The 18,566-nt window shown below is 39.1% G+C and carries 18 protein-coding genes; 7 read left to right on the top strand and 11 right to left on the bottom strand.

Translation table 11 applies throughout. The features are described from left to right. Positions 1-89 precede the first annotated feature (89 nt). The 3 genes from MTCD1_RS08710 (at position 90) to MTCD1_RS08700 (ending at position 4,861) form a co-directional block, all read left to right on the top strand. Positions 90-1,295 (top strand): serine hydrolase domain-containing protein, encoded by a 1,206-nt coding sequence (locus MTCD1_RS08710; RefSeq protein ID WP_057180146.1) that lies wholly within the window; start codon positions 90-92, stop codon positions 1,293-1,295. 362 nt (positions 1,296-1,657) lie between these two features. Then, a complete protein-coding gene (locus tag MTCD1_RS08705) occupies positions 1,658-3,919 on the top strand; it encodes a carbohydrate binding family 9 domain-containing protein (RefSeq protein ID WP_057180145.1) in 2,262 nt (753 codons plus the stop codon). 222 nt (positions 3,920-4,141) lie between these two features. Further along, positions 4,142-4,861 (top strand): DUF5677 domain-containing protein, encoded by a 720-nt coding sequence (locus tag MTCD1_RS08700; protein WP_057180144.1) that lies wholly within the window; start codon positions 4,142-4,144, stop codon positions 4,859-4,861. Positions 4,862-5,067: 206 nt separating this feature from the next. Here MTCD1_RS08700 and MTCD1_RS08695 read toward each other — a convergent pair whose 3' ends face one another. Next, positions 5,068-5,697, bottom strand: a complete 630-nt coding sequence (locus MTCD1_RS08695; protein WP_057180143.1) for a DsbA family protein — start codon at positions 5,695-5,697, stop codon at positions 5,068-5,070. Positions 5,698-5,877: 180 nt separating this feature from the next. Between MTCD1_RS08695 and MTCD1_RS08690 the strand changes: the two genes are divergently transcribed. Then, positions 5,878-6,609 (top strand): hypothetical protein, encoded by a 732-nt coding sequence (locus MTCD1_RS08690; RefSeq protein ID WP_057180142.1) that lies wholly within the window; start codon positions 5,878-5,880, stop codon positions 6,607-6,609. A gap of 176 nt (positions 6,610-6,785) precedes the next feature. Here MTCD1_RS08690 and MTCD1_RS08685 read toward each other — a convergent pair whose 3' ends face one another. The 4 genes from MTCD1_RS08685 to MTCD1_RS08670 all read right to left on the bottom strand — a co-directional run bounded on the left by MTCD1_RS08685 (position 6,786) and on the right by MTCD1_RS08670 (position 10,239). Continuing rightward, the gene (locus MTCD1_RS08685) at positions 6,786-7,943 is read right to left on the bottom strand and encodes a helix-turn-helix domain-containing protein (protein WP_159459905.1); all 1,158 of its coding nucleotides are present in this window, start codon (positions 7,941-7,943) and stop codon (positions 6,786-6,788) included. A 93-nt stretch (positions 7,944-8,036) separates the two neighbouring features. Continuing rightward, on the bottom strand, positions 8,037-8,672 hold the full coding sequence (locus tag MTCD1_RS08680; protein ID WP_057180140.1) for a hypothetical protein: 636 nt from the start codon (positions 8,670-8,672) through the stop codon (positions 8,037-8,039). A 38-nt stretch (positions 8,673-8,710) separates the two neighbouring features. After that, positions 8,711-9,397, bottom strand: a complete 687-nt coding sequence (locus MTCD1_RS08675; protein ID WP_057180139.1) for an MlaC/ttg2D family ABC transporter substrate-binding protein — start codon at positions 9,395-9,397, stop codon at positions 8,711-8,713. Between the two features lie 257 nt (positions 9,398-9,654). Continuing rightward, a complete protein-coding gene (locus MTCD1_RS08670; protein WP_057180138.1) occupies positions 9,655-10,239 on the bottom strand; it encodes a TetR/AcrR family transcriptional regulator in 585 nt (194 codons plus the stop codon). A 333-nt stretch (positions 10,240-10,572) separates the two neighbouring features. Between MTCD1_RS08670 and MTCD1_RS08665 the strand changes: the two genes are divergently transcribed. After that, positions 10,573-11,049 (top strand): DUF4442 domain-containing protein, encoded by a 477-nt coding sequence (locus tag MTCD1_RS08665; protein ID WP_057180137.1) that lies wholly within the window; start codon positions 10,573-10,575, stop codon positions 11,047-11,049. A gap of 101 nt (positions 11,050-11,150) precedes the next feature. Here the strand turns inward: MTCD1_RS08665 and MTCD1_RS08660 are convergent, their stop codons facing one another. Together MTCD1_RS08660 and MTCD1_RS08655 are read right to left on the bottom strand one after the other, a co-directional pair. After that, positions 11,151-12,074: a DUF3083 family protein gene (locus tag MTCD1_RS08660; protein ID WP_057180136.1), complete on the bottom strand. Its 924-nt coding sequence runs from the start codon at positions 12,072-12,074 to the stop codon at positions 11,151-11,153. Positions 12,075-12,253: 179 nt separating this feature from the next. Continuing rightward, complete coding sequence (locus tag MTCD1_RS08655; protein WP_231732975.1) at positions 12,254-12,490, bottom strand: isocitrate lyase/phosphoenolpyruvate mutase family protein; 237 nt, start codon at positions 12,488-12,490, stop codon at positions 12,254-12,256. Between the two features lie 27 nt (positions 12,491-12,517). On the opposite strand from MTCD1_RS08655, the gene MTCD1_RS08650 reads away from it, so the two are divergent. Beyond that, positions 12,518-12,997 carry a LysR substrate-binding domain-containing protein gene (locus MTCD1_RS08650; protein WP_231732974.1) on the top strand — a complete coding sequence of 160 codons (480 nt, stop codon included), beginning with the start codon at positions 12,518-12,520 and terminating at the stop codon, positions 12,995-12,997. A 62-nt stretch (positions 12,998-13,059) separates the two neighbouring features. Here the strand turns inward: MTCD1_RS08650 and MTCD1_RS08645 are convergent, their stop codons facing one another. The 4 genes from MTCD1_RS08645 to MTCD1_RS08630 all read right to left on the bottom strand — a co-directional run bounded on the left by MTCD1_RS08645 (position 13,060) and on the right by MTCD1_RS08630 (position 16,988). Next, the gene (locus tag MTCD1_RS08645; RefSeq protein ID WP_082606454.1) at positions 13,060-14,376 is read right to left on the bottom strand and encodes a DUF3300 domain-containing protein; all 1,317 of its coding nucleotides are present in this window, start codon (positions 14,374-14,376) and stop codon (positions 13,060-13,062) included. A gap of 178 nt (positions 14,377-14,554) precedes the next feature. Then, a complete protein-coding gene (locus tag MTCD1_RS08640) occupies positions 14,555-15,958 on the bottom strand; it encodes an ATP-binding protein (protein WP_057180362.1) in 1,404 nt (467 codons plus the stop codon). A 38-nt stretch (positions 15,959-15,996) separates the two neighbouring features. Next, positions 15,997-16,674: a response regulator transcription factor gene (locus tag MTCD1_RS08635; RefSeq protein WP_057180134.1), complete on the bottom strand. Its 678-nt coding sequence runs from the start codon at positions 16,672-16,674 to the stop codon at positions 15,997-15,999. 32 nt (positions 16,675-16,706) lie between these two features. Next, positions 16,707-16,988: a PepSY domain-containing protein gene (locus MTCD1_RS08630; protein ID WP_057180133.1), complete on the bottom strand. Its 282-nt coding sequence runs from the start codon at positions 16,986-16,988 to the stop codon at positions 16,707-16,709. Positions 16,989-17,143: 155 nt separating this feature from the next. Here MTCD1_RS08630 and MTCD1_RS08625 point away from each other — a divergent pair, with 155 nt between their 5' ends. Next, positions 17,144-18,178 carry a choice-of-anchor H family protein gene (locus MTCD1_RS08625; protein WP_231732973.1) on the top strand — a complete coding sequence of 345 codons (1,035 nt, stop codon included), beginning with the start codon at positions 17,144-17,146 and terminating at the stop codon, positions 18,176-18,178. Positions 18,179-18,566 lie beyond the last annotated feature (388 nt).

Here is an 18,566-nt window from a genome sequence, read left to right as displayed (position 1 = left end):
GTAACGCTCAAGTGGCAGTAAAATTAAAGCCTTTTTATTTGGCTGCTTAATGGCTAGAATTGGCGCCATTTTAATATTGAGAGCCATCTATGTTTTTTCGAATGAGCTGCACTTTACTAGCAATATTTTTTTCTTTGTCCTCATCAGCTATTAATATTAGTCAGTTCAATAATGAGTTTTCACTGCAAGTAAGTAAGCAACTAAAGCAATATAGTATTCCTGGCGGTACTTATGCCATAGTACAAAACAATACTATTGTTGCCATAGAAAGCTTTGGTCATACCGATAAAACTAAGTCCCATCAAATTGATAGCAATACTGTTTTTCGTTTAGCTTCGGTATCTAAAACATTTGCCGCCACACTAACCACCATGCTGGCGCAAGAGCATAAATTAAGCCTGTCAGATCCTATTACCAAGTATGTACCGAACTTTGTGTTAGCCACTGATGGCGCAGCACAAAAAATACAACTCAAACATCTGTTAAGTCATTCAACGGGCTTGATGCCAAATGCCTTTGATAATCTACTCCATGAAAACTGGGACATGGAAAAAATTATCGGCCGATTTGAACGCATTACGCCGATTTGCCCGCCAGAAAAATGTTATGGCTACCAAAATATAGCCTACAGTATGTTGCAAGGGGCGATTGAAGCTAGCCAAGATAAAGACTACGCCAGTTTATTACAAGAACGCGTATTTTCCCCGCTCAATATGACGCACGCCTCTGTGGGTATCGATGTTTATAAAGAGCAGATAAATACGGCCAAGCCCCATATCCTTCGAAAACGGGTCAAAACAGGTAAAAAAGACCAGCAAGGTCGTGAGATTAACGAATATGTCTGGCGTACGGTAAAAGTTAGCCCAGATTATTATAAAGTAGCGCCTGCCGCCGGTATTAATGCCAGTATTACTGACTTAGCTAAATGGTTAATCGCCAATTTAGGCCATAAACCTGAGGTATTATCACCCGCGCTGTTAACAGAAATAACCACACCGAGGATCAGAACGAAAAAAGATTTACGTCGGCGCTATTGGCGTGAGTATTTAACCGATGCACATTACGGTTATGGCTGGCGCATATACCAATTTAAAGGCCAGAAAATAATTTATCATTCCGGTTGGGTGGCAGGCTTTCGGGCGGAAATAGGTTATGCACCTGATTTAGACCTAGGTTTTGCCATACTCATTAACGCTGAATCAAACACCATCAGTAAAATATCAAGCCAGTTTTGGTCCCAAGTAGCAAACTTGTCTAGCAGACCTTTAACCAAGCGCACTAAGAGTACACTTTAAAGAACCTGAGAGCGGTAGAGATAAAACTAAATGCCCCCCCAACTCGGCTATAAACAGCACTTGCTCAATAACGCCCGTTAGGTAAAGTTCAGCTTAAAGAGTTAAAACAGTTACTATTTTATTAATATTTACCGCAAAAATGAGTAAAAATCGTCAATATTTATGACATTTTGTTAGTGCTAAGAAATAAAATAAAGTGATGAGACTACGAGACAAGTCGTAGCCTTGTTGTATATACAGCAATACTGCCCATAAAAAATACCAGTCAGTTACTTTTTGTTACATATGGAAACAAACCTTTTCAAACTTTCAAGCGACAATTACCCTAATAAAAATAATTTATAAATATTTAATATTTCTCTATGTCCTTGATAAAAAACAGCCAAAAATTGACTCGCACGCTATTACTTCTTGTTATTGCCACTCTGCCCTTAAATCTTGCTGCCAAGCAAGCAGAGAGAATACGTTACCAATTAACCCACAATAAAGCCGTTATCAAGGTTGATGGCCGCATGGACGAAGCCGTGTGGCAGACGGCGACAAAAATGGAATTAAAATATGAAAAGAGTCCTGGTGATGGTACACCCTCGCCAGTAAAAACCGAGGTGTTCTTCTATGAAAACGGCAGCTCTTTTAACGTTGCCTTTATCGCCTACGATCCCAATCCTGAAAATATTAGAGCATCCTTGCGAGACCGGGATAGCTTATGGGCTGATGACAGCGTCGCCATCATTATCGATACCTTTAACGATGAACGCAGCGGTTATGAGTTTTTTGTCAACCCCTTAGGGGCACAAGCCGATGTTCGTATGGACGATACTGATGGTTGGGATGAGGATAGTTCGTGGGATGCTATATGGGAAAGTGCCGGACAAATTACTGACTTTGGTTATGTGGTTGAAATGAGCATTCCTTTTAGTGCGCTACGTTTCCCTGATTCCGATGAAAAACTGGTCTGGAATATTACCGGTTTGCGAAATTACCCCCGTGATGTCAAAATTCAAATGGCCACCAATATCTTTGATCGCGATATAGAGTGTAACCTCTGCCAGTTTCACCAACTAATTGGTTTTGAGCACATTAAACCAGGTAAGAACTTTCAATTAACACCAACGCTTACCTTATCACGAAAAGATGAAAAACCCGACTTGCCCGGAGAGTGGCAAAACGGTGATATTGAAGTAGAGCCTGGCTTAGATGTTCGTTGGGGCTTAACGCAAGATATCGTACTAAATGCGACGTTAAACCCTGATTTTTCCCAAGTGGAAGCCGATGCCGGTCAACTGGATGTTAACAATACTTATTCATTATTTTACCCAGAAAAAAGGCCTTTTTTCTTAGATGGTGCTTCATACTTTGATACCACTAATTTTAATTTTGTCCATACCCGTAATATCGCTGATCCTGATGTAGGGCTAAAGTTAACCGGGAAAACCGGTGAGCACAGTTACGGCTTAATGTTAGCCGATGACAATAACACCTCCTTTTTAATGCCTGGTAATCAAGGCTCAAATATTGCTACTTTAGATGAAAAATCTAATATCGCTATAGCACGTTATAAAATGGATGTTGGTGAGCGTAACAATGTCGGTGTCTTGATGACTCACAGGCAATCTGACAATTATCACAACACCTTGGCGTCATTTGATGGCACCTACTGGCTCAGTCAAAATGATAACATTCAGTACCAAGTGGCCCAATCAGATACTAAAAATACCGCGGCAGTGATGCAAGACTTTGATGTCAGTGAAAAGCAAACAGGTACAGCTTTTAGGGTGAATTATTCTCGTGGTACCCGAGATTATAATTTAAAAGCCGGCTACACCAATATTAGCGAAGATTTTCGGGCCGATTTAGGTTTTCAATCACGCAGTAATATCGAGCGAGTAGTCTTAGGTGGTCGCCGTACCTATTACGGTGAAAGTAATGATGCCCTAACGCAATGGGGCTATTTTGGCGATTGGGATAAAACCTACGACCAAGACGGTCAGGTACTTGAAGAAGAGTACGAGATACATGGCACCATGCAAGGGACAAAACAGTTTTTTACTAACTTTGGCCTAGTACACCGAGAAAGATTGTATGAAGAGCAATACTTTAAAGAAACACAATTTAAAATCTTTGTTGAAATGAGGCCAGTGGCAAATATCAATATTGGTACCTTTTTCAAATTTGGTACACAAATTGATTTTGCCAATGCGCAATTAGGGGATGTACTTTACATAGAAGCATTTACCCAATGGGATGTTAATCGACATATCAATGCCAGTATTAACTATAATTACTCTCACCTAGATGTTGATGATGGCCGGTTATTTACCGCACACCAAGCAGATATCAGGCTCAGTTATCAGTTTAGTATGCGCAGTAAACTAAAACTTGTGGTGCAATATACCGATATAAGCCGAGATGTAGCTTTATATAGCGATAAAGATGCTGATGACCGCCCCGATGCACAAGACAGGTTTTTCTCCAGCCAGCTGATTTATTCCTATAAAATCAACCCACAAACATTATTCTTCCTTGGTTATTCCGATGGTGGCTATCAAGATGATAGCTTAACTCAACTGACCCGAGATGAGCGCTCTGTCTTTACTAAGTTTAGTTATGCTTGGCAAATGTAGTTTTTTGCCCTAGTAAAATATTGAGCGTCATACTCAATAAAAAAGCGATGTTCTACATCGGGCTATTTACTGAACTGGGAGCTAAAAAGCTAACATTTTTGGTTACAAGTTTATTTTATGATTATTTATCATGCACTTAAAAATGCGACAATATGACACTGCTTACGATTAGTTTACTTAATACAATGACTTAGCAGTAATCTTTTACAATAGGACTGTTAAATGAATAGCCAATATTTGCAAGCGTGGAATAGATATTCTGAAGAAAAAGAAAGGTTTATTTCTACTTCTCAAAATGGAAAAAATAGATTCTGGAATGCCACAGAGCGTGACGGGTTTTTGCTTTTGCTTTTTGTTCGCATAAACTCACTATGTGATGAATTAATGTTTTTAGTTGAGAATAGGCGTTTTGTTAGTGCTCCTATAGTCTTAAGAAGCATAATTGAAACATGGTTGGATTTTCATTGCTTACTGGATGATGAATCATACCTAGATGATATAATTGGGTCTGAAGCTAACGAACTAAAGAAACTCTATCAGTCATACAGTCGTAATAAGAATAGTCCTTACTTTATTCATTTGAATGAAGAGTTCTGTGAAAAAATGCTAAGTAAAATTAGTGAGCATTCACAGGGCAATACATTAAGTATCTATGATAAATTTAAAAAATATGACTTGATTGATGGCAAAGAAAGTGAGGGGGCTTACCGTGCTGTATATGGCAGGTTGTGTATGGATACTCATGGGAATATAAGTGCCTTGAAACAAAACCACCTTACAGATAATGGACAAGCCTCATCTATTAAAGACCACAATGAATCCTATATAAAATTCTTAGTAACGACAGCGGCTAGAGCGAGTATTCAAAGCTTCATATCTCTACTTGAAGAAAAAAACTTTGACACTGAGAGTTATGTTTCTCTACGAGATTCTTTTAAATAGTAAGGTAGTTCTTGTATTTACGGCACTAACTGTACGATTAGTTGCTATTGCACTTATTTTTAGGGCTATGAATTCAATAGGTTATAAATATAAAAGCTGATTCATGAAGGAATCAGCTCCAAGTTCAGTAAATAGCCCGGTTCACCATCGCTTTTTTATTGCTGAAATTAATCTTTGCTCTAGTAATGATGGTAACGGTTACCTCGCTAATTTAGCTTGCCCATAATATCTGCCAACGTTGACCGATAATCTTGATAATCAACAGGTATTTGTTGGCGTATGCCCTTGCTTTCAAGCACTAAGGCAGGAAAACCCTGCTGGCTTAACTGTCTAGCTAAATTTACTTGCCTAGCTAATTCTTTATCGGTTTCCGCAGAGCTAATATCATGGGTAAATTGCGCAATATCTAGGTTTACAGATTGTTGCTGGCTTAACTCTTTTGCCAAAGCAATTAGTACCTCAAGATCAGCAGGGTTTAAAGCCCGTAAATAATAGCCTTGCTGAATGGCATCTATCATAGTCTTTTGGCAAGCTTGCTTATGGGCAGCAATTGCCGCTCGACAAGCGTTATAGGTTGAGCGCCTGGCTATATTATCGCGCCAAAAATCATGATTAAAGCTGGTGCCTAGTTTCTTGGTAATAGTGCGCCAATGGTTTTGGATCATGTCTTGCTGCGCTATTGGCATAGCTTCATTTGAATCCGCGGCTAAACCACCAGCAACATATTCCACCGAAATTGCAGTAGGTAAATTTTTCTGTAACTCATGCCAAACTGGACGATAGCCCCAACACCAGCTACACATTGGGTCATGGAGATAATATAACTTAGTACTCATATAGGCCTTAATAATAAGATGTTAATTAGCTTGTGCTAAGTGCGATAAAATAAGTAACAATAAAGGGCGGTAAACAGCGATAACTTTGCCTTAGTGGAAAAACTGGACACTTTAGCCATATGTTGCCAGCTATTGCAGCTCTATACTAACGGCAACTTAACGCTATTTACATGATTTTCAATGTTAAAAATTCTTAGTAAAACTATTTACTCTATTTCTCTGCTGCTTGTTAGCTCGATTGCGAGTGCATCCTTGATCACTAATGGCAGTTTTGAACAGTTACTATTTGCCGATAATTCAACGGCTAAAGGCCTAGTTCATCAGACAGATTTACAAGACTTTGCCAACAAAAATCGTGGCTGGGATGTTTTTTACACCCTACCAGGTTGGGTCACCACGGCGGGTCATGGCATAGAATTACAAAAAAACATTGTTGCTAAATCAATTGATGGTAGCAACCATGTTGAACTTGATGCTCACCGTCGAGGCGCCTCAAATTCAGTAATGACGCAAACACTTGCTTCACTCACCATAGGTGCAGACTATTTATTAACCTTTTATTATCAGGCGCGCACCAATAAGAAAAACGACAACGGTATTAATGTCTTTTGGTATGACGCTGCAATAGCTTTTGATTTAGACATGGATGCTGATTTTTCCATCAACGACAGAAGTAACCAACAGTCAAATTGGACGGTACAATCGATTTTATTAACCGCACAATCCGAAACAATGGCTTTAAGCTTTGGCGCCTTTGGTAAGCAAAATGGTCTTGGTGGTTTACTTGATAATGTTTCTTTAGTACAAGTTAATAACGGCCCAACAACCGATATCCCTGAGCCTCCAGTGTTCGCGTTATCAATGTTTGCTTTTGCCCTATTAGTACGCCGTCAGCATAAAAAAAGTCAATAGCTCCAGCTAACAGTTACTATAAAACGAATATATTAGCCGTAGGTAAAATTAAAGCCCGCTCATTATAACTTTCTCGGTCAGCCCCCCTCTGGTATAAGAGTGGCTGAGGAGGTTTCCCTTTTGCTATTCATAGCTGCTGTGCAAATAAGACAAAAAATTCCGTCACTGCCGGTAAGCTATTTACCTTGAAATAATAGCGCCTTAACCTCAGTAAAACCGTCTAAGTTTAACAATTCAGCTTTTTGTTCCAGTTCACTATAGTCCTTACGCCCCGTTGCTAACGCGTATAAACAAGACAACATAAACAACAATAATTCATCATGTCTACTGGCTTTAGTTGCTTGCTTAGTCACTTTATCTAAATGATTCAGTTGCTTAATAACCCTAGCATCGATATGCCATAAAGAGAGCATTAAGCTTGATGCGCCATAAATGCTAATATCCATTACCTGATAAAGGTGATTGTTTAATGAATGTAAATCATCAATTCCTTGCAGTGAATGCAACATAAGTTGGTGTTTTACTGCCTCTTTATGGCACAGTAATAACATGCCTAATAACGCAAATACCAGCACTTGTTCAATAAGAGCTATATCAAATTTAACCCCAATACCGGCTGACTTACGCAGCAATTGAAACAATTTAGGCGCGGTCAAAAAAGCATTAGTACATTGATTAATAACCCTTTGCTCTACATGTACTGCTAAGGAATCTTTCACTGCATAGATAACGGCTAAATTAACCACGGTATTTATGCCTAAATTTCGGCTAATCGCTTCTTCAATATTGTTAGGGGTTTTTCCGTAAATAGCTTTACTGGCAAGCCCCATTATACGTCCGGTGAAAATAGCATCGTTAGCTATGATTGCTATCACGCGGTGCAAATCAAAACTGTCTTTATCTTTTTCACTTAGTAATAGCTGGCAGCTATCGGGTAAGGGCGGCATGTTTTGTGCGATAGTACTTAAGTTCTGCTGATTATTTTTGTTGTTACCAACAAGGGATAACTCACGAAACTGCGATGGGCTTATGGCAAATTTATTACGAAAAGCGCGCTCAAATGTGGCTCGTTCAGAATAGCCCAACTTCACCACTAACGCGCTAATACTAACATTTTCAGTTAATAAGGCATGTACACACAGCTCATTCAAAAACTTATGTTGAATACGTTTAAAGGTAGCTTCTTCTTGGCTGAGTTTACGCCGAAAAGAAGTCATACTCATCGCCAATGCTGTTGCACACTGCTCTATGGTGAGTGTTGCCGGGACATCACTTTCTCTTAATAATCGATTAACCGCGGCGGTGAGAATTAATGGCTTTGTATTTTGGATCATGGGGTTTTTTATGGTAAATAAGCCAGTGTGCATAACTGGCTTTGTGCCCCATATAATGCTTACTTTACCGTTGATTTACTAGATAAAATACGATTATACTGCTATTAACTTCATTTGTGCCTTATTAGCCACTTTACTCTGCACTTCTCTTAGTTGATGAAAAGAACCGATAAATAGAAACACATAGCCAAATAGCTCTAGGCCTTCTTGAATAATGGTTTTATAAATATGATGATAATCATCATTCATCACCTCTTTCCACAAGGTGCCTGAGCCAAATAAGCGACTAAAGATCATGATAATAACCAAACCAACCAATATATTGAAATATGCATTGCTTTGGCTAAATAAACGCACTGAGCTAAGTAAATCAGCGCTATTTTTTACACTATAGATAATCACTAAACTGGCTAGTAGCAAGGTTGGATAAAGCCAAAACCCGTGTACTATCATATCAAAATAATAATCTAGTTCGCGTAAAAACATACAGCCAAAAAAGCCAGCAACTAAGACAAACAAGGTACGTGACTCTGCTACTTTGCTGGCTGACCAAATAAAAATACCAATACTCGCCAGCAATAACAGTTGTTGAAAGAGTTCAGTCAGTGAGCGCTCCGACAAATTATTTTTCAAGACAAAATAATCTATATTAATGGTAACAATAACACCTGCCGATAGTAGTGAAACGATGATAAAAGGTAATACTAAGATTTTAAATAATTGCAACAAAGCCAACTCCGTTTACGATAGGTTAAATTGAAGAAATATTACTTGGCTAAAGCCGCTAATTCTAAGGTAACGTGAGCTATGCCCTGCTTAGCGATTTTTTTATTAAGCTCAGCTTGTTTAGTGCTTAATAACGATATGCCCTCTATCGTGATATCAAATGCCTTCCAATGGCCTGTTTTTTTATTTTGTCGCATTTGAAAAACCAAATTAATGGTCGGTGCACCTAGCTCAATAATTTGGATTTTAATACCAATGATTCTTTTGCCTTTAGTCGGTTTTTCCGGCTCAAAAATGACTTGTTGGTTGGTATATTTGGATAGAGCAATCGAGTAAGTTCGTACCAAGTAATGGCGCATGGCTGCAACAAAATCAGCACGTTGCTGTGTTGATATTTTTTTCAAATGTTTACCTAAAACACGATAGGAAGCGTAGCGATAATCTATTGCTGGCATTAATTCTTCTTCAACAATGTCGCGCATTAAATGTGGAAATTTAGCAATGGCTTGTTGATTAGCCGCTATACGTGAAAACAAGTTAGTAGCCGCTGTTTTTAAGACCACATAAGGTGAGGTGCTCTCTAAATAATGAGCGGAATTTACTGTAGCAGAAGCGATTGATAAATCTACTGAGCTAGCTGACCCTGTTGATGATGTCGCCATCACCTCACTAGTAATAGTTGAAGATAAAACTAAAGCCAAAATGCTTTTTGTTATGAATGATCGCATGATAAAAAGTCCTTAAATATAAGATATGTACTGCGCTACCAGCAAAACAAACCGACCGAGCGGTTTGTTTTTTTTGTGGCGAGAGAATAGCACCGACCGAGCGGTTTGTGAAAGATGTTTTAAAGAACTAAAAAGTTTACAAAAGTGTAAATGGGCATAAGCGCTCAGCTCTGTGCCGGGTTAGGTGTCGGCTAAGTGCAATACAGTAACCAGAGCTGAATAACTAGGTAAGACAATGAACACAGCCATAAGCTGAATTATTTTTTCAACGCTCGAGTATAAAGGCATAACTCAGCAATAACTTGTTGAAACAGCGCTTTATTACGCGAGCTTTTGCATAAGGTAGTGGCACCATTTAGGGTTGCGACAATAAAGTAACTCACTTGGCTAAGCGCTAAATCTGCACGTAAATCATCACTGATTTTCTCAAAGGCATCAACAATCGACTGATTCAACTGCTCTTGCAGAGCTAAAATACGCAAACGAAAGCCCTCATCGACATTAGCCATTTCTTCGCACAGGTTGTTAAGCGGACAACCACAAACAACTTCACTACAAGACATTTGCTCAGTAATTGCAGTGAAAAAATCACATAAACCTTCAATTGGATCATCTACAGCCAAAGCTGATTGCCATAGTTCTAGAAACATCGGGGTATAAATTTCTTCGAATACCGCATAACCCAGCGCCATTTTACTGCTGAAATGGTGGTAAAGTGCGCCTTTTGATATTTCACAGCGATTGAGAATAACCGACAGACTAGTCGCTTTAAAACCATGCTGATGAATTTCATCGGCGGCTACGGTTAAAATATTTTGGCGGGTTTGCTCAGCATCACTCATGGCTACTTCTCAATTTATTCACTCTATTGAATAATAACCAACCGCTTGGTATGTTGCAAGAGTTGCTTAAGCGCCCTAGCCTTTAGTTGTGATCATGCAAAACTTGAGCTAAAGCAATGTTAATGACCGTCCTCGAGTTAAATCTGTGCTTACACGCCAATAACTGCAGCAAGGATAGTATGCTAAATGTTCAACCATCAAGGCGCTAACTGGATTTTGCAAGTTATAACGTTTATATTACTGTCAACCTACTGGTACAATGAGTTGAGAGTAATATAAACGTTATTATTCAATTCGATGTAATTAAATTTTATTTCACTTAAGTGACTATCAATGAATTTATTGTTTAAAAAAGCGTGGCTATTCCGCCTTATTATGAATGCCTGGCCACCGTTGTTTTTTGCTGGTATTCGCATTAAACATATCTCAACGGATTTTAAAACGGCCCGTGTAGAATTAACACTACGTCCGTGGAATAAAAATGCAGTTGGTAGCCATTTTGGTGGCTCTTTATTCGCTATGACCGACCCTTTTTGTATGTTGATGATCCTGGCACAGTTAGGCGATCAATACGTGGTCTGGGATAAATCAGCTGACATTGATTTTATCAAGCCGGGTAAAGGTAAGGTCATTGCAGATTTTTCCATTAATCAACAACTCATTGACGATATTATTGCTAATACCGCCAATGGTGAAAAATACTTGCCTCAAATTACCGTCTATGTAAAAGACGAACAAGGCGATATAGTGGCTAAGTTGAATCGTACGCTTTATATTCGTCGAAAAAAAGCAAAAAACAGGGGCAAGTGAGCTAACTTGCCCACTCATCTTAATTACTGACAAAAAAATCCTGCATTAAAATGCAGGATTTAAAATAAACTATGACTTATACGGATTGCTATTATTAATACTTACACATTCAACATGATGTGTTGGTGTACCCGAACAATAATGTCATCACTTTCTTTTTTCCAATCAACTTCATCAGAAAATTCTATCACCGCCGCAATGGCTTGATTAACAAACTTGCCATAATTGTGGTGTGTTTCATCACTCTTATCAGCAAAAAATACAAAACGTAAAGTATCAACTAACTTATCGGCTTCCCAATGCACGCAAAAACGTGTCTCAGCGTTATTTGGATTAACACCGATATAGATTAACTCACCAGAAACGTTTGCTACTTCATTTTCATCATAACGAACAAATGGCGAGACGCCGTTGGCAAGCAATGCAGCTTGGTCAATTTTATTTACCTGACAAGACTTATTAAAAGCACTTTCAATTTTTTGATAGAGTTTAGTAAACGGCTCATCCGATAAATAATCAATATCAGCGCCTTTTAATAAACGACGTGCCATGGGGATACTGGCAATCACGTAGGTAATAGAGGTATGAGCACTGCTAATACTCTGCCTTTGACTTTCATAACGATCAGCAATTTCTCTAAAGGTGTGACTAAGGGTATTCGCTCCGCCTTTATCTTTGGCAAAGATATCAAAGGTTAAATGTTGATGATCACGCAATTTAATCTCATTTTCAGCCAAACCAATGGCTGTTGAAATATCTTTAATCGCTTGGTAAACCTTATTATGGAACTTAGCTGAATTAACTTTAAGCTCTTGGCCAGTCGCTAAAAACAATATTTTAATTTTTCTGACGCGAATTGCGCCATCAAAATAGCCTTTAAAGGTACTATTGTGCTCAGGACAGTAGAAGAAAAAAGATTGCTGCTCAGTATGTAAAACTTGTTGCTCACCGCTATAGCGCACTCTAACAAGACGATTATTGGCAACAAAAATCACATGGGATAGGCCATGTTCTTCAACTGACACTAGCGCAGCACACTAATAAACGGTTATTACCTGCCTAAGCAAGTAGAAAACAGAAAACAGAAAACAGGCCAAGCTAATGCTATAAGTAATGGACGACAATAATTACCTTAGTTTTTTAGTCCATTACTTTGCTCTGTCATTAATGCCGATAAGGATTAATGACACGACTTAAATACAGGTTAAATTACCGGCTGAAATACTGGCTGGAATGAGTTATTTTGCACAATATTGCTGAGCCTTGTTGCCAAATCCTCTTGCAATGCATCAAAGAGGAAGTTGCCCATGCTGATGCGCTTAACACCCAGTGATTTTAAGCTAGCAAAATCAGCTAGCTCAAGCATGCACATAACATTAACTGGTAACTTTGTGCTATTAACCACGGCTGCAATCGCCTCAGTTTGCACAATACATGGCACAAATAACCCATTCGCTTTGGCAACAAGGTGCCGAAAAATACCGACCAGGGGCTTATTTGTCAATATTTTGGTGAAGACCCTGTCTATCCAGTGTGTTCGGCTGAGCTGGCTAAATCAATGAGTTTTAAAACCCCAGCGGATTTACTGAAAACATGGCTGGTTAGTTTAGATAATCCTGGTTACTACGATTGGCCATCTTGGTTTGAGCACTGTAATACTCCAGGTTATCAAGAGCATCAACAATGGACTGAGGTGCACAGCACTGATATGGCGCTGAATGCGGTACTCAACGGCCATGGCTTTACCCTAGCTGCCAGGTATTTATGTATTGAACAATTAAAGTCGGGGCAACTTGTTATGCCAGTAAACATCCCTCACCCAAATGTGGTAAAACGCTATTTTGTTTATGATGCTAACTCCGCAAAAATAGCGCGCTTAAACATTTTTACTACGTGGATAACAGCTGAAATGAACGTTTACCCATTAGATCTTATCTCCCCCTATTAACGCTATTAATAAGCGCTAAGTAACGACTATTGCCTACTAATGTACTCCATAAATACTTGCCCTTAGTTATGCTGGCTTTTATGCTGTTTAGTCGCCCTTACTAGGTGTTTGGGTGCTGCTCTGCTCGACTGCCTTATTGATTGCTTTGACGCTTGTTGTGGTGAGGGCTTTGACACTGGCTGCTGATAAACTGACTGTCTTTGCACCTGCTTATGCTGCTTTGATTGCGTAAAGTGCTTTTGCTTGGCTTGGTTATGCACGGCATGGTTAAGATGTGACTGTTTATCTGCCACATAGTGTTTGTTAGTCGAATGATGGCCCGTCTGCTTAACGATTTTTGTACTGTGGACTTTATTACGGTGAACCTTGTTACTGTGAACTTTAGTGCTGCGAACGACTTTTGTATCATGGACACTAGGAGCTACGCCATAATACTTATGTGTTAATCGCCCACTGCTGTAGGCCACGCCACGTCTATGTTTAGATTGATGACTCCAACGCTTGGCCTGATGACTAATAACGATTTTTTTGCTTGGGTGATAAGCATGTCGATTATAGTGATTCACTACTATATGGCGGTTATGCCAATTAAAGGCACTAAAGAAAAAGTGACTGCTAATATGTACGCCATGGCCCCAATAAAAGTGACCATGATGAGCGGCATAATAGTAAGGATTATGCCAATAAATTGGTGGGTAATGGGACCAGTGCCAGCGACCATAGACCACGCGGGTATCATAATAAGGCACATAAATAATCTCAGGCTGTGCGGGCTCGATGATAATAATGTGCTGTTCTTTTATCACCTCAACATTATCCATATTAGCCAAACTACCGGCTTGCTCAGCCTGCTGGCGTAACGTTTGAATACTGGCTAGCACTCTGGCTTCATCTTGTAAAAAAGCATCGCCGAGCTTTTGCATCCAGCTAAGATCTTCACTCAATTTAGCCATCACTCGAGGAAAAGCTAACAGCGTTTTAATACTGGCATCCCAATCTTTTTGTTGTGCTTTTTTTTCTATTTGTGCCGCGGTTAAGGTCGAATGTTTATTGAGCCAACGTTCAGCCTCAATCACTTCAATGGGATAAGTCGAGGCAATAAGAATATGTGTGAGTAAGGTATCTGGGTATAAGGCAATAGGTGCTAAGGTTTGTGCAAGTTCAGCTGCAGATATCGACTCTTGCTCTGCTTGTTGCTCTTGCGCCAAAACTGCAGCAGAAAATAACGTAGTTGAAAGTAGCGTAGTAGCCAACAGCAGCATGAACAGTACGGCACTATATTGTACAGCGCTAAAGTTTAAAGCCTTAGCTTTTAAAGGGCTATGCTTTAACACGATTTTTTTAAAGTCAATTAGCCAAGGGGGTTGATGTATGTGCATAAGCTTACCTTTATTCATTATTGATCTTATTGAATAGAGTAAACCCCTTTAGCTGAACCAAGGCTGAACAAAAGCCATCAACTTGCTAGTTGCTATTTTCTAGGTGCTAGGTAGGAAGAGTAAGCAGCTAAGCTGATTAAATAACTTGCCAGCTGCAGCTTATCTATTTACCACGAAACTAGCTATTAGCAAAGCTCAGAGTAAACTTTGCTCCGCCTAAGTTTTCAGAGCGCCCTATGTGCAGCTTGCCTTGATAACTGGCCACTAGATCGCGCACTATTGCTAAGCCAACACCATGTCCTTCAGGATAAGTATCTGCACGAACGCCGCGCTCTAGTATTTGGCTGATTTGCTGTTTTTTAATACCGACACCATCATCTTCAATGCAAATAACTAACACATCACCTTGTTGGCTAACCGTTAGCATAATAGTGCTTTTTGCTGCTTTATAAGCGTTATCCAATAAATTACCTAACAGCTCAAGCAGATCCGCTTCATCACCTTTAAAGGTCAGTTTATCTGTTAACTTGCTGGTTATTTTTTTATCTTCATCATGATAAATTTTAGCTAGGGTCTTAAGTAACTTATCTACCACGGGTTTTACGGCAATGCCCAACAGCCAAGAAGAATGTCCAGCACTTTGTGCGCGCTTTAATTGATGGTCAATGGTGGAATTAATGCGATTAATTTGCTCTTGGTTAACCACAGAAATATCGCTTTGTGCTTGTAAAACTGCCAAGGGTGTTTTTAAACTATGGGCAAGATCAGATAAAGCATTACGATAACGTTGCCTTTGCTTTTGTTCAGTCGCTAATAACTGATTTAACTGCCTGGTTAGTGGCGATAACTCTTTGGGATAAACACTCGTTAACCGTTGTGCTTTACCTTGTTCAATCGCCTTAACTTCTTGCTCTAAAGTCGATAATGGTTTTAATGTCCACATTAACCAGACAAATTGCAGCAAAAATATAATGACCATTAAAAACGCTAAACCAAGCCAAAGTTGCTGTTTAAAATCATTAATGAGTTGTAAGTAGCTTTGTTTGTCTTTGATGATATGAACCGTCATGGGAAAGCTGTACTTATCATCAGTAAAGCTTACTGCATAGCTATAAATAAAATGCGGTAAGCTATTAATTTCAATGTGAGTAAAAGCTGTTTCTCCCGTTATCAGGGTTACTAATTGTTTAGGTAGTTTATTGGGTAAGTTAAGGGTAAGCAAAGATTGCGAGCGCCATAAGGTGGCACTTTTGTTATGTGGATTTTTGTTATTTAGGGTATTATTTGTATCCGCTTGCTTGCTCTCTTGCTGCGAGATAAAAGCATATAAGCCTGAATCACTAACATTAAACTGATTTTCAATTAATGCTTCCGGCATGATGAGCCTAGCTTGTTCAACTTCTGCCACCGCCAAAATGGTATAGCTGTAGGCAGTTAATTCATTTTTTATACTGCCCTCCATGTGTTTCTCAAATGAGTTCATGATGATAAACGCAACGGTGGGCAATATAATAAGCACCATCGCCAGTAGACTCACCATCAAACGTACTTTAAGGGAATTGAAGAAAGAGTTTAAATACATTTTAATTCGAGGCTTTAAAAATGGCAGCAAGAAAATACCTAAGCAGTAAAGTCAATTAAACGATAGCCTTGACCACGCTTAGTTTCAATAAAATTATGTTTACTGTCAGGGTCAAGTTTTTTCCGTAAACGTCTAATAAAGACCTCGATAACATTAGAGTCTAAATCAAAGTCCTGATCGTATATGTGCTCAGTTAAGGTGGTTTTCGAAACCACCTCCCCTATGTGCAACATAAGATATTTAAACACTTTAAATTCTTGAGCACTTAAATTAACACTTATTTGCTCTACTGATACTTGCGAGGTAGCCGTGTCTAAAGTAAAGGGACCATTATGAATGGTCGAACTCGCCTTACCGGCGCTGCGCCTGATCAACGCATTTAAGCGCGAGCTGAGTTCTTCGATATGAAAAGGTTTAGTGAGGTAATCATCAGCGCCAGCATCTAAACCAGCGACTTTATCTTGCCAGCGATCCCGGGCGGTAAGAATTAAAATGGGGAAGTTTCGGCCTTTTTCTCTTAATTTTTTAACCACTGTAGTACCGTCTATCTTAGGTAAACCTAAATCAATCACAGCAATATCATAGTCATATTCAAGGCCTTGAAATAAAGCAATTTCACCATCAGCAGCGACATCGACCGAGTAATTTTGCCGCACTAATTGTTGTTGCAACTCTTGCTGCAAGGCTGGATCGTCTTCAACTAAAAGCAAACGCATAATAATTTTTCCTTCAGCTACGTCCTTTAAAATTAATTGTTTTCTATTTTTCCGGTTTTAGCATTGACCTTTTTAGAGATCACCTGACCATTAGGTTTAACAATTTTAACTCGATAACCGGCATTGTTTTTTTGTTTATTAACTTTTAACACCCTACCGCCATATTGTTGTTGTACTATTTTTGCCGCTTGTTTTGAGCTAGTAACCTTTTTATTGCCTTGTTTATGAACCTGCTTCTCTGCCGACCAAGCATCGCTGGCACACAAGGTCAGCACACTCATAAACAGTGTTAATAAAAAAATGCGTAATTTCATCTCAAACCCTAATGCAGATAATCCTATATAACATTCAGTGTAAAAGAATGCTGCTCGCAAATAAACCAAGTTTCCCTTAATGATACCAAATACTAGCTGAACAAGGGCTGAACATTTTCTTAGTAGCTGCTCTAAGAGTGATCAAGATGTTCAGCTTGAGTTCATCTAACTTGCGCTTTAATGGTAGCAAGCAACGTAACAAGGATTTAATGATGAACAATTTACTTAAGCAGTTATCTTCCAGAGTGACCTTAAATAAGGCGGTCAAAGTTACTTCACACCTTAGCTCAAAGCTAACATCACCAGTAACTTCAAGGTTATCGCCCATACTGGTCACCAGTTTGCAATTAAGCTTAATGTTAACCTTGCTGTTAATGACATTGCCAAGTTTTGCTGAGCAAAGTTATTCTATCGGGCAATCAACAAGCGCCTCTAACAAGCAATCAGCAGAGCAACTGAGGCAAGCCATCAAGCATAGAGTCATACTTGGCGATAGCGACCAAGCACAAAATAAAGCCTTGGCCAGCACACGTGATGAAGTTATCAAGCAAAAAAATCAACAAGTTCACAAAAACATCTCAGCCAGATTATTTAAGAAAATGGCTGAAACCCCAAAAGTAAACAATACCAGTAGAAGCTTCAGTGACGGCACTTTTGTCATTTATGAAGGCTATGCACAATTAATAGCAGACCTTGATTTAGATGGTTACTATCAAACTTTTAGTGTCACCTTTGATGCCGATTTAATCACCTATAACCCTTATGATAAGGCTGTTGTCTATGCCGAGTTATACTTAAGCGAAAATGGCGGCCCTTGGCAGCATTACTACACTACCGACAGTTTTGTTATTCAGGGTGAAAGCTCAGAGGATGCTTTTGAAGTCTATAGCACCTTAAGCCAAGGTTTTAATCCTAATCATTACGATGTACTCATCGATCTATATGAAGTTGGTTACGCAAATATTATTGCTTCTTATAGCAGTGATGACAGTAATAGTTTATATGCTTTACCCTTGGAGAGTAGTGATTATGATATTGAGTATGTTGAATATTACCAAGAAACTCATAGTCATGGTGGTAGCGCTTCACTCACTGGCATGATGATTCTCATGATGATATTAGCTATGCGTCAGTTGTCTGCGCAACGCAAGTGCTGCCGCTATTGGCCAATACGGCGATTAATGACTTAGGGGCAGCCCTGCACTGCTCCAACACACTTTAGAACGCAGCTTTGTAAAAGTAACTAGATTAACCCTTAAACCATGTCAATCGATGAACAAGCTGGAGGATATATTAGCGTTTTTATATCAACGCCAGCAAAGTGACCTTAACTGGGTAGATATTGCTTACCCGTTTGCTTTTAGTGATCAAGCTCATTTCATTCGCTATTAAAAAAGTACCTGAATTTAACCCGTAAAAGATTATGGCCAGTAACCTGGCTTCACCATTGACGTTTATGCTGGCATTGACTCTAAATAACCTGAGCAGTAAGTTAATTACTGCTAGTGCTCTGTTATTAGGGGCTTGGCATTTATTTAAGCAAACAAATGCGCTATGTTACTCCGTTAGATATGCTTA

It is taken from the genome of Colwellia marinimaniae, assembly GCF_002207865.1.
In the GTDB taxonomy this organism is placed as follows: Bacteria; Pseudomonadota; Gammaproteobacteria; order Enterobacterales; family Alteromonadaceae; genus Colwellia; species Colwellia marinimaniae.
This window is presented reverse-complemented; position numbering and strand designations above follow the sequence as displayed.

Coding starts and splice junctions, on each gene's coding strand:
- MTCD1_RS08710 (WP_057180146.1), top strand. CDS start 90: ATGTTTTTTCGAATGAGCTGCACTTTACTAGCAATATTTTTTTCTTTG.
- MTCD1_RS08705 (WP_057180145.1), top strand. CDS start 1,658: ATGTCCTTGATAAAAAACAGCCAAAAATTGACTCGCACGCTATTACTT.
- MTCD1_RS08700 (WP_057180144.1), top strand. CDS start 4,142: ATGAATAGCCAATATTTGCAAGCGTGGAATAGATATTCTGAAGAAAAA.
- MTCD1_RS08695 (WP_057180143.1), bottom strand. CDS start 5,697: ATGAGTACTAAGTTATATTATCTCCATGACCCAATGTGTAGCTGGTGT.
- MTCD1_RS08690 (WP_057180142.1), top strand. CDS start 5,878: ATGTTAAAAATTCTTAGTAAAACTATTTACTCTATTTCTCTGCTGCTT.
- MTCD1_RS08685 (WP_159459905.1), bottom strand. CDS start 7,943: ATGATCCAAAATACAAAGCCATTAATTCTCACCGCCGCGGTTAATCGA.
- MTCD1_RS08675 (WP_057180139.1), bottom strand. CDS start 9,397: ATGCGATCATTCATAACAAAAAGCATTTTGGCTTTAGTTTTATCTTCA.
- MTCD1_RS08670 (WP_057180138.1), bottom strand. CDS start 10,239: ATGAGTGATGCTGAGCAAACCCGCCAAAATATTTTAACCGTAGCCGCC.
- MTCD1_RS08665 (WP_057180137.1), top strand. CDS start 10,573: ATGAATTTATTGTTTAAAAAAGCGTGGCTATTCCGCCTTATTATGAAT.
- MTCD1_RS08645 (WP_082606454.1), bottom strand. CDS start 14,376: ATGCACATACATCAACCCCCTTGGCTAATTGACTTTAAAAAAATCGTG.
- MTCD1_RS08640 (WP_057180362.1), bottom strand. CDS start 15,958: ATGTATTTAAACTCTTTCTTCAATTCCCTTAAAGTACGTTTGATGGTG.
- MTCD1_RS08635 (WP_057180134.1), bottom strand. CDS start 16,674: ATGCGTTTGCTTTTAGTTGAAGACGATCCAGCCTTGCAGCAAGAGTTG.
- MTCD1_RS08630 (WP_057180133.1), bottom strand. CDS start 16,988: ATGAAATTACGCATTTTTTTATTAACACTGTTTATGAGTGTGCTGACC.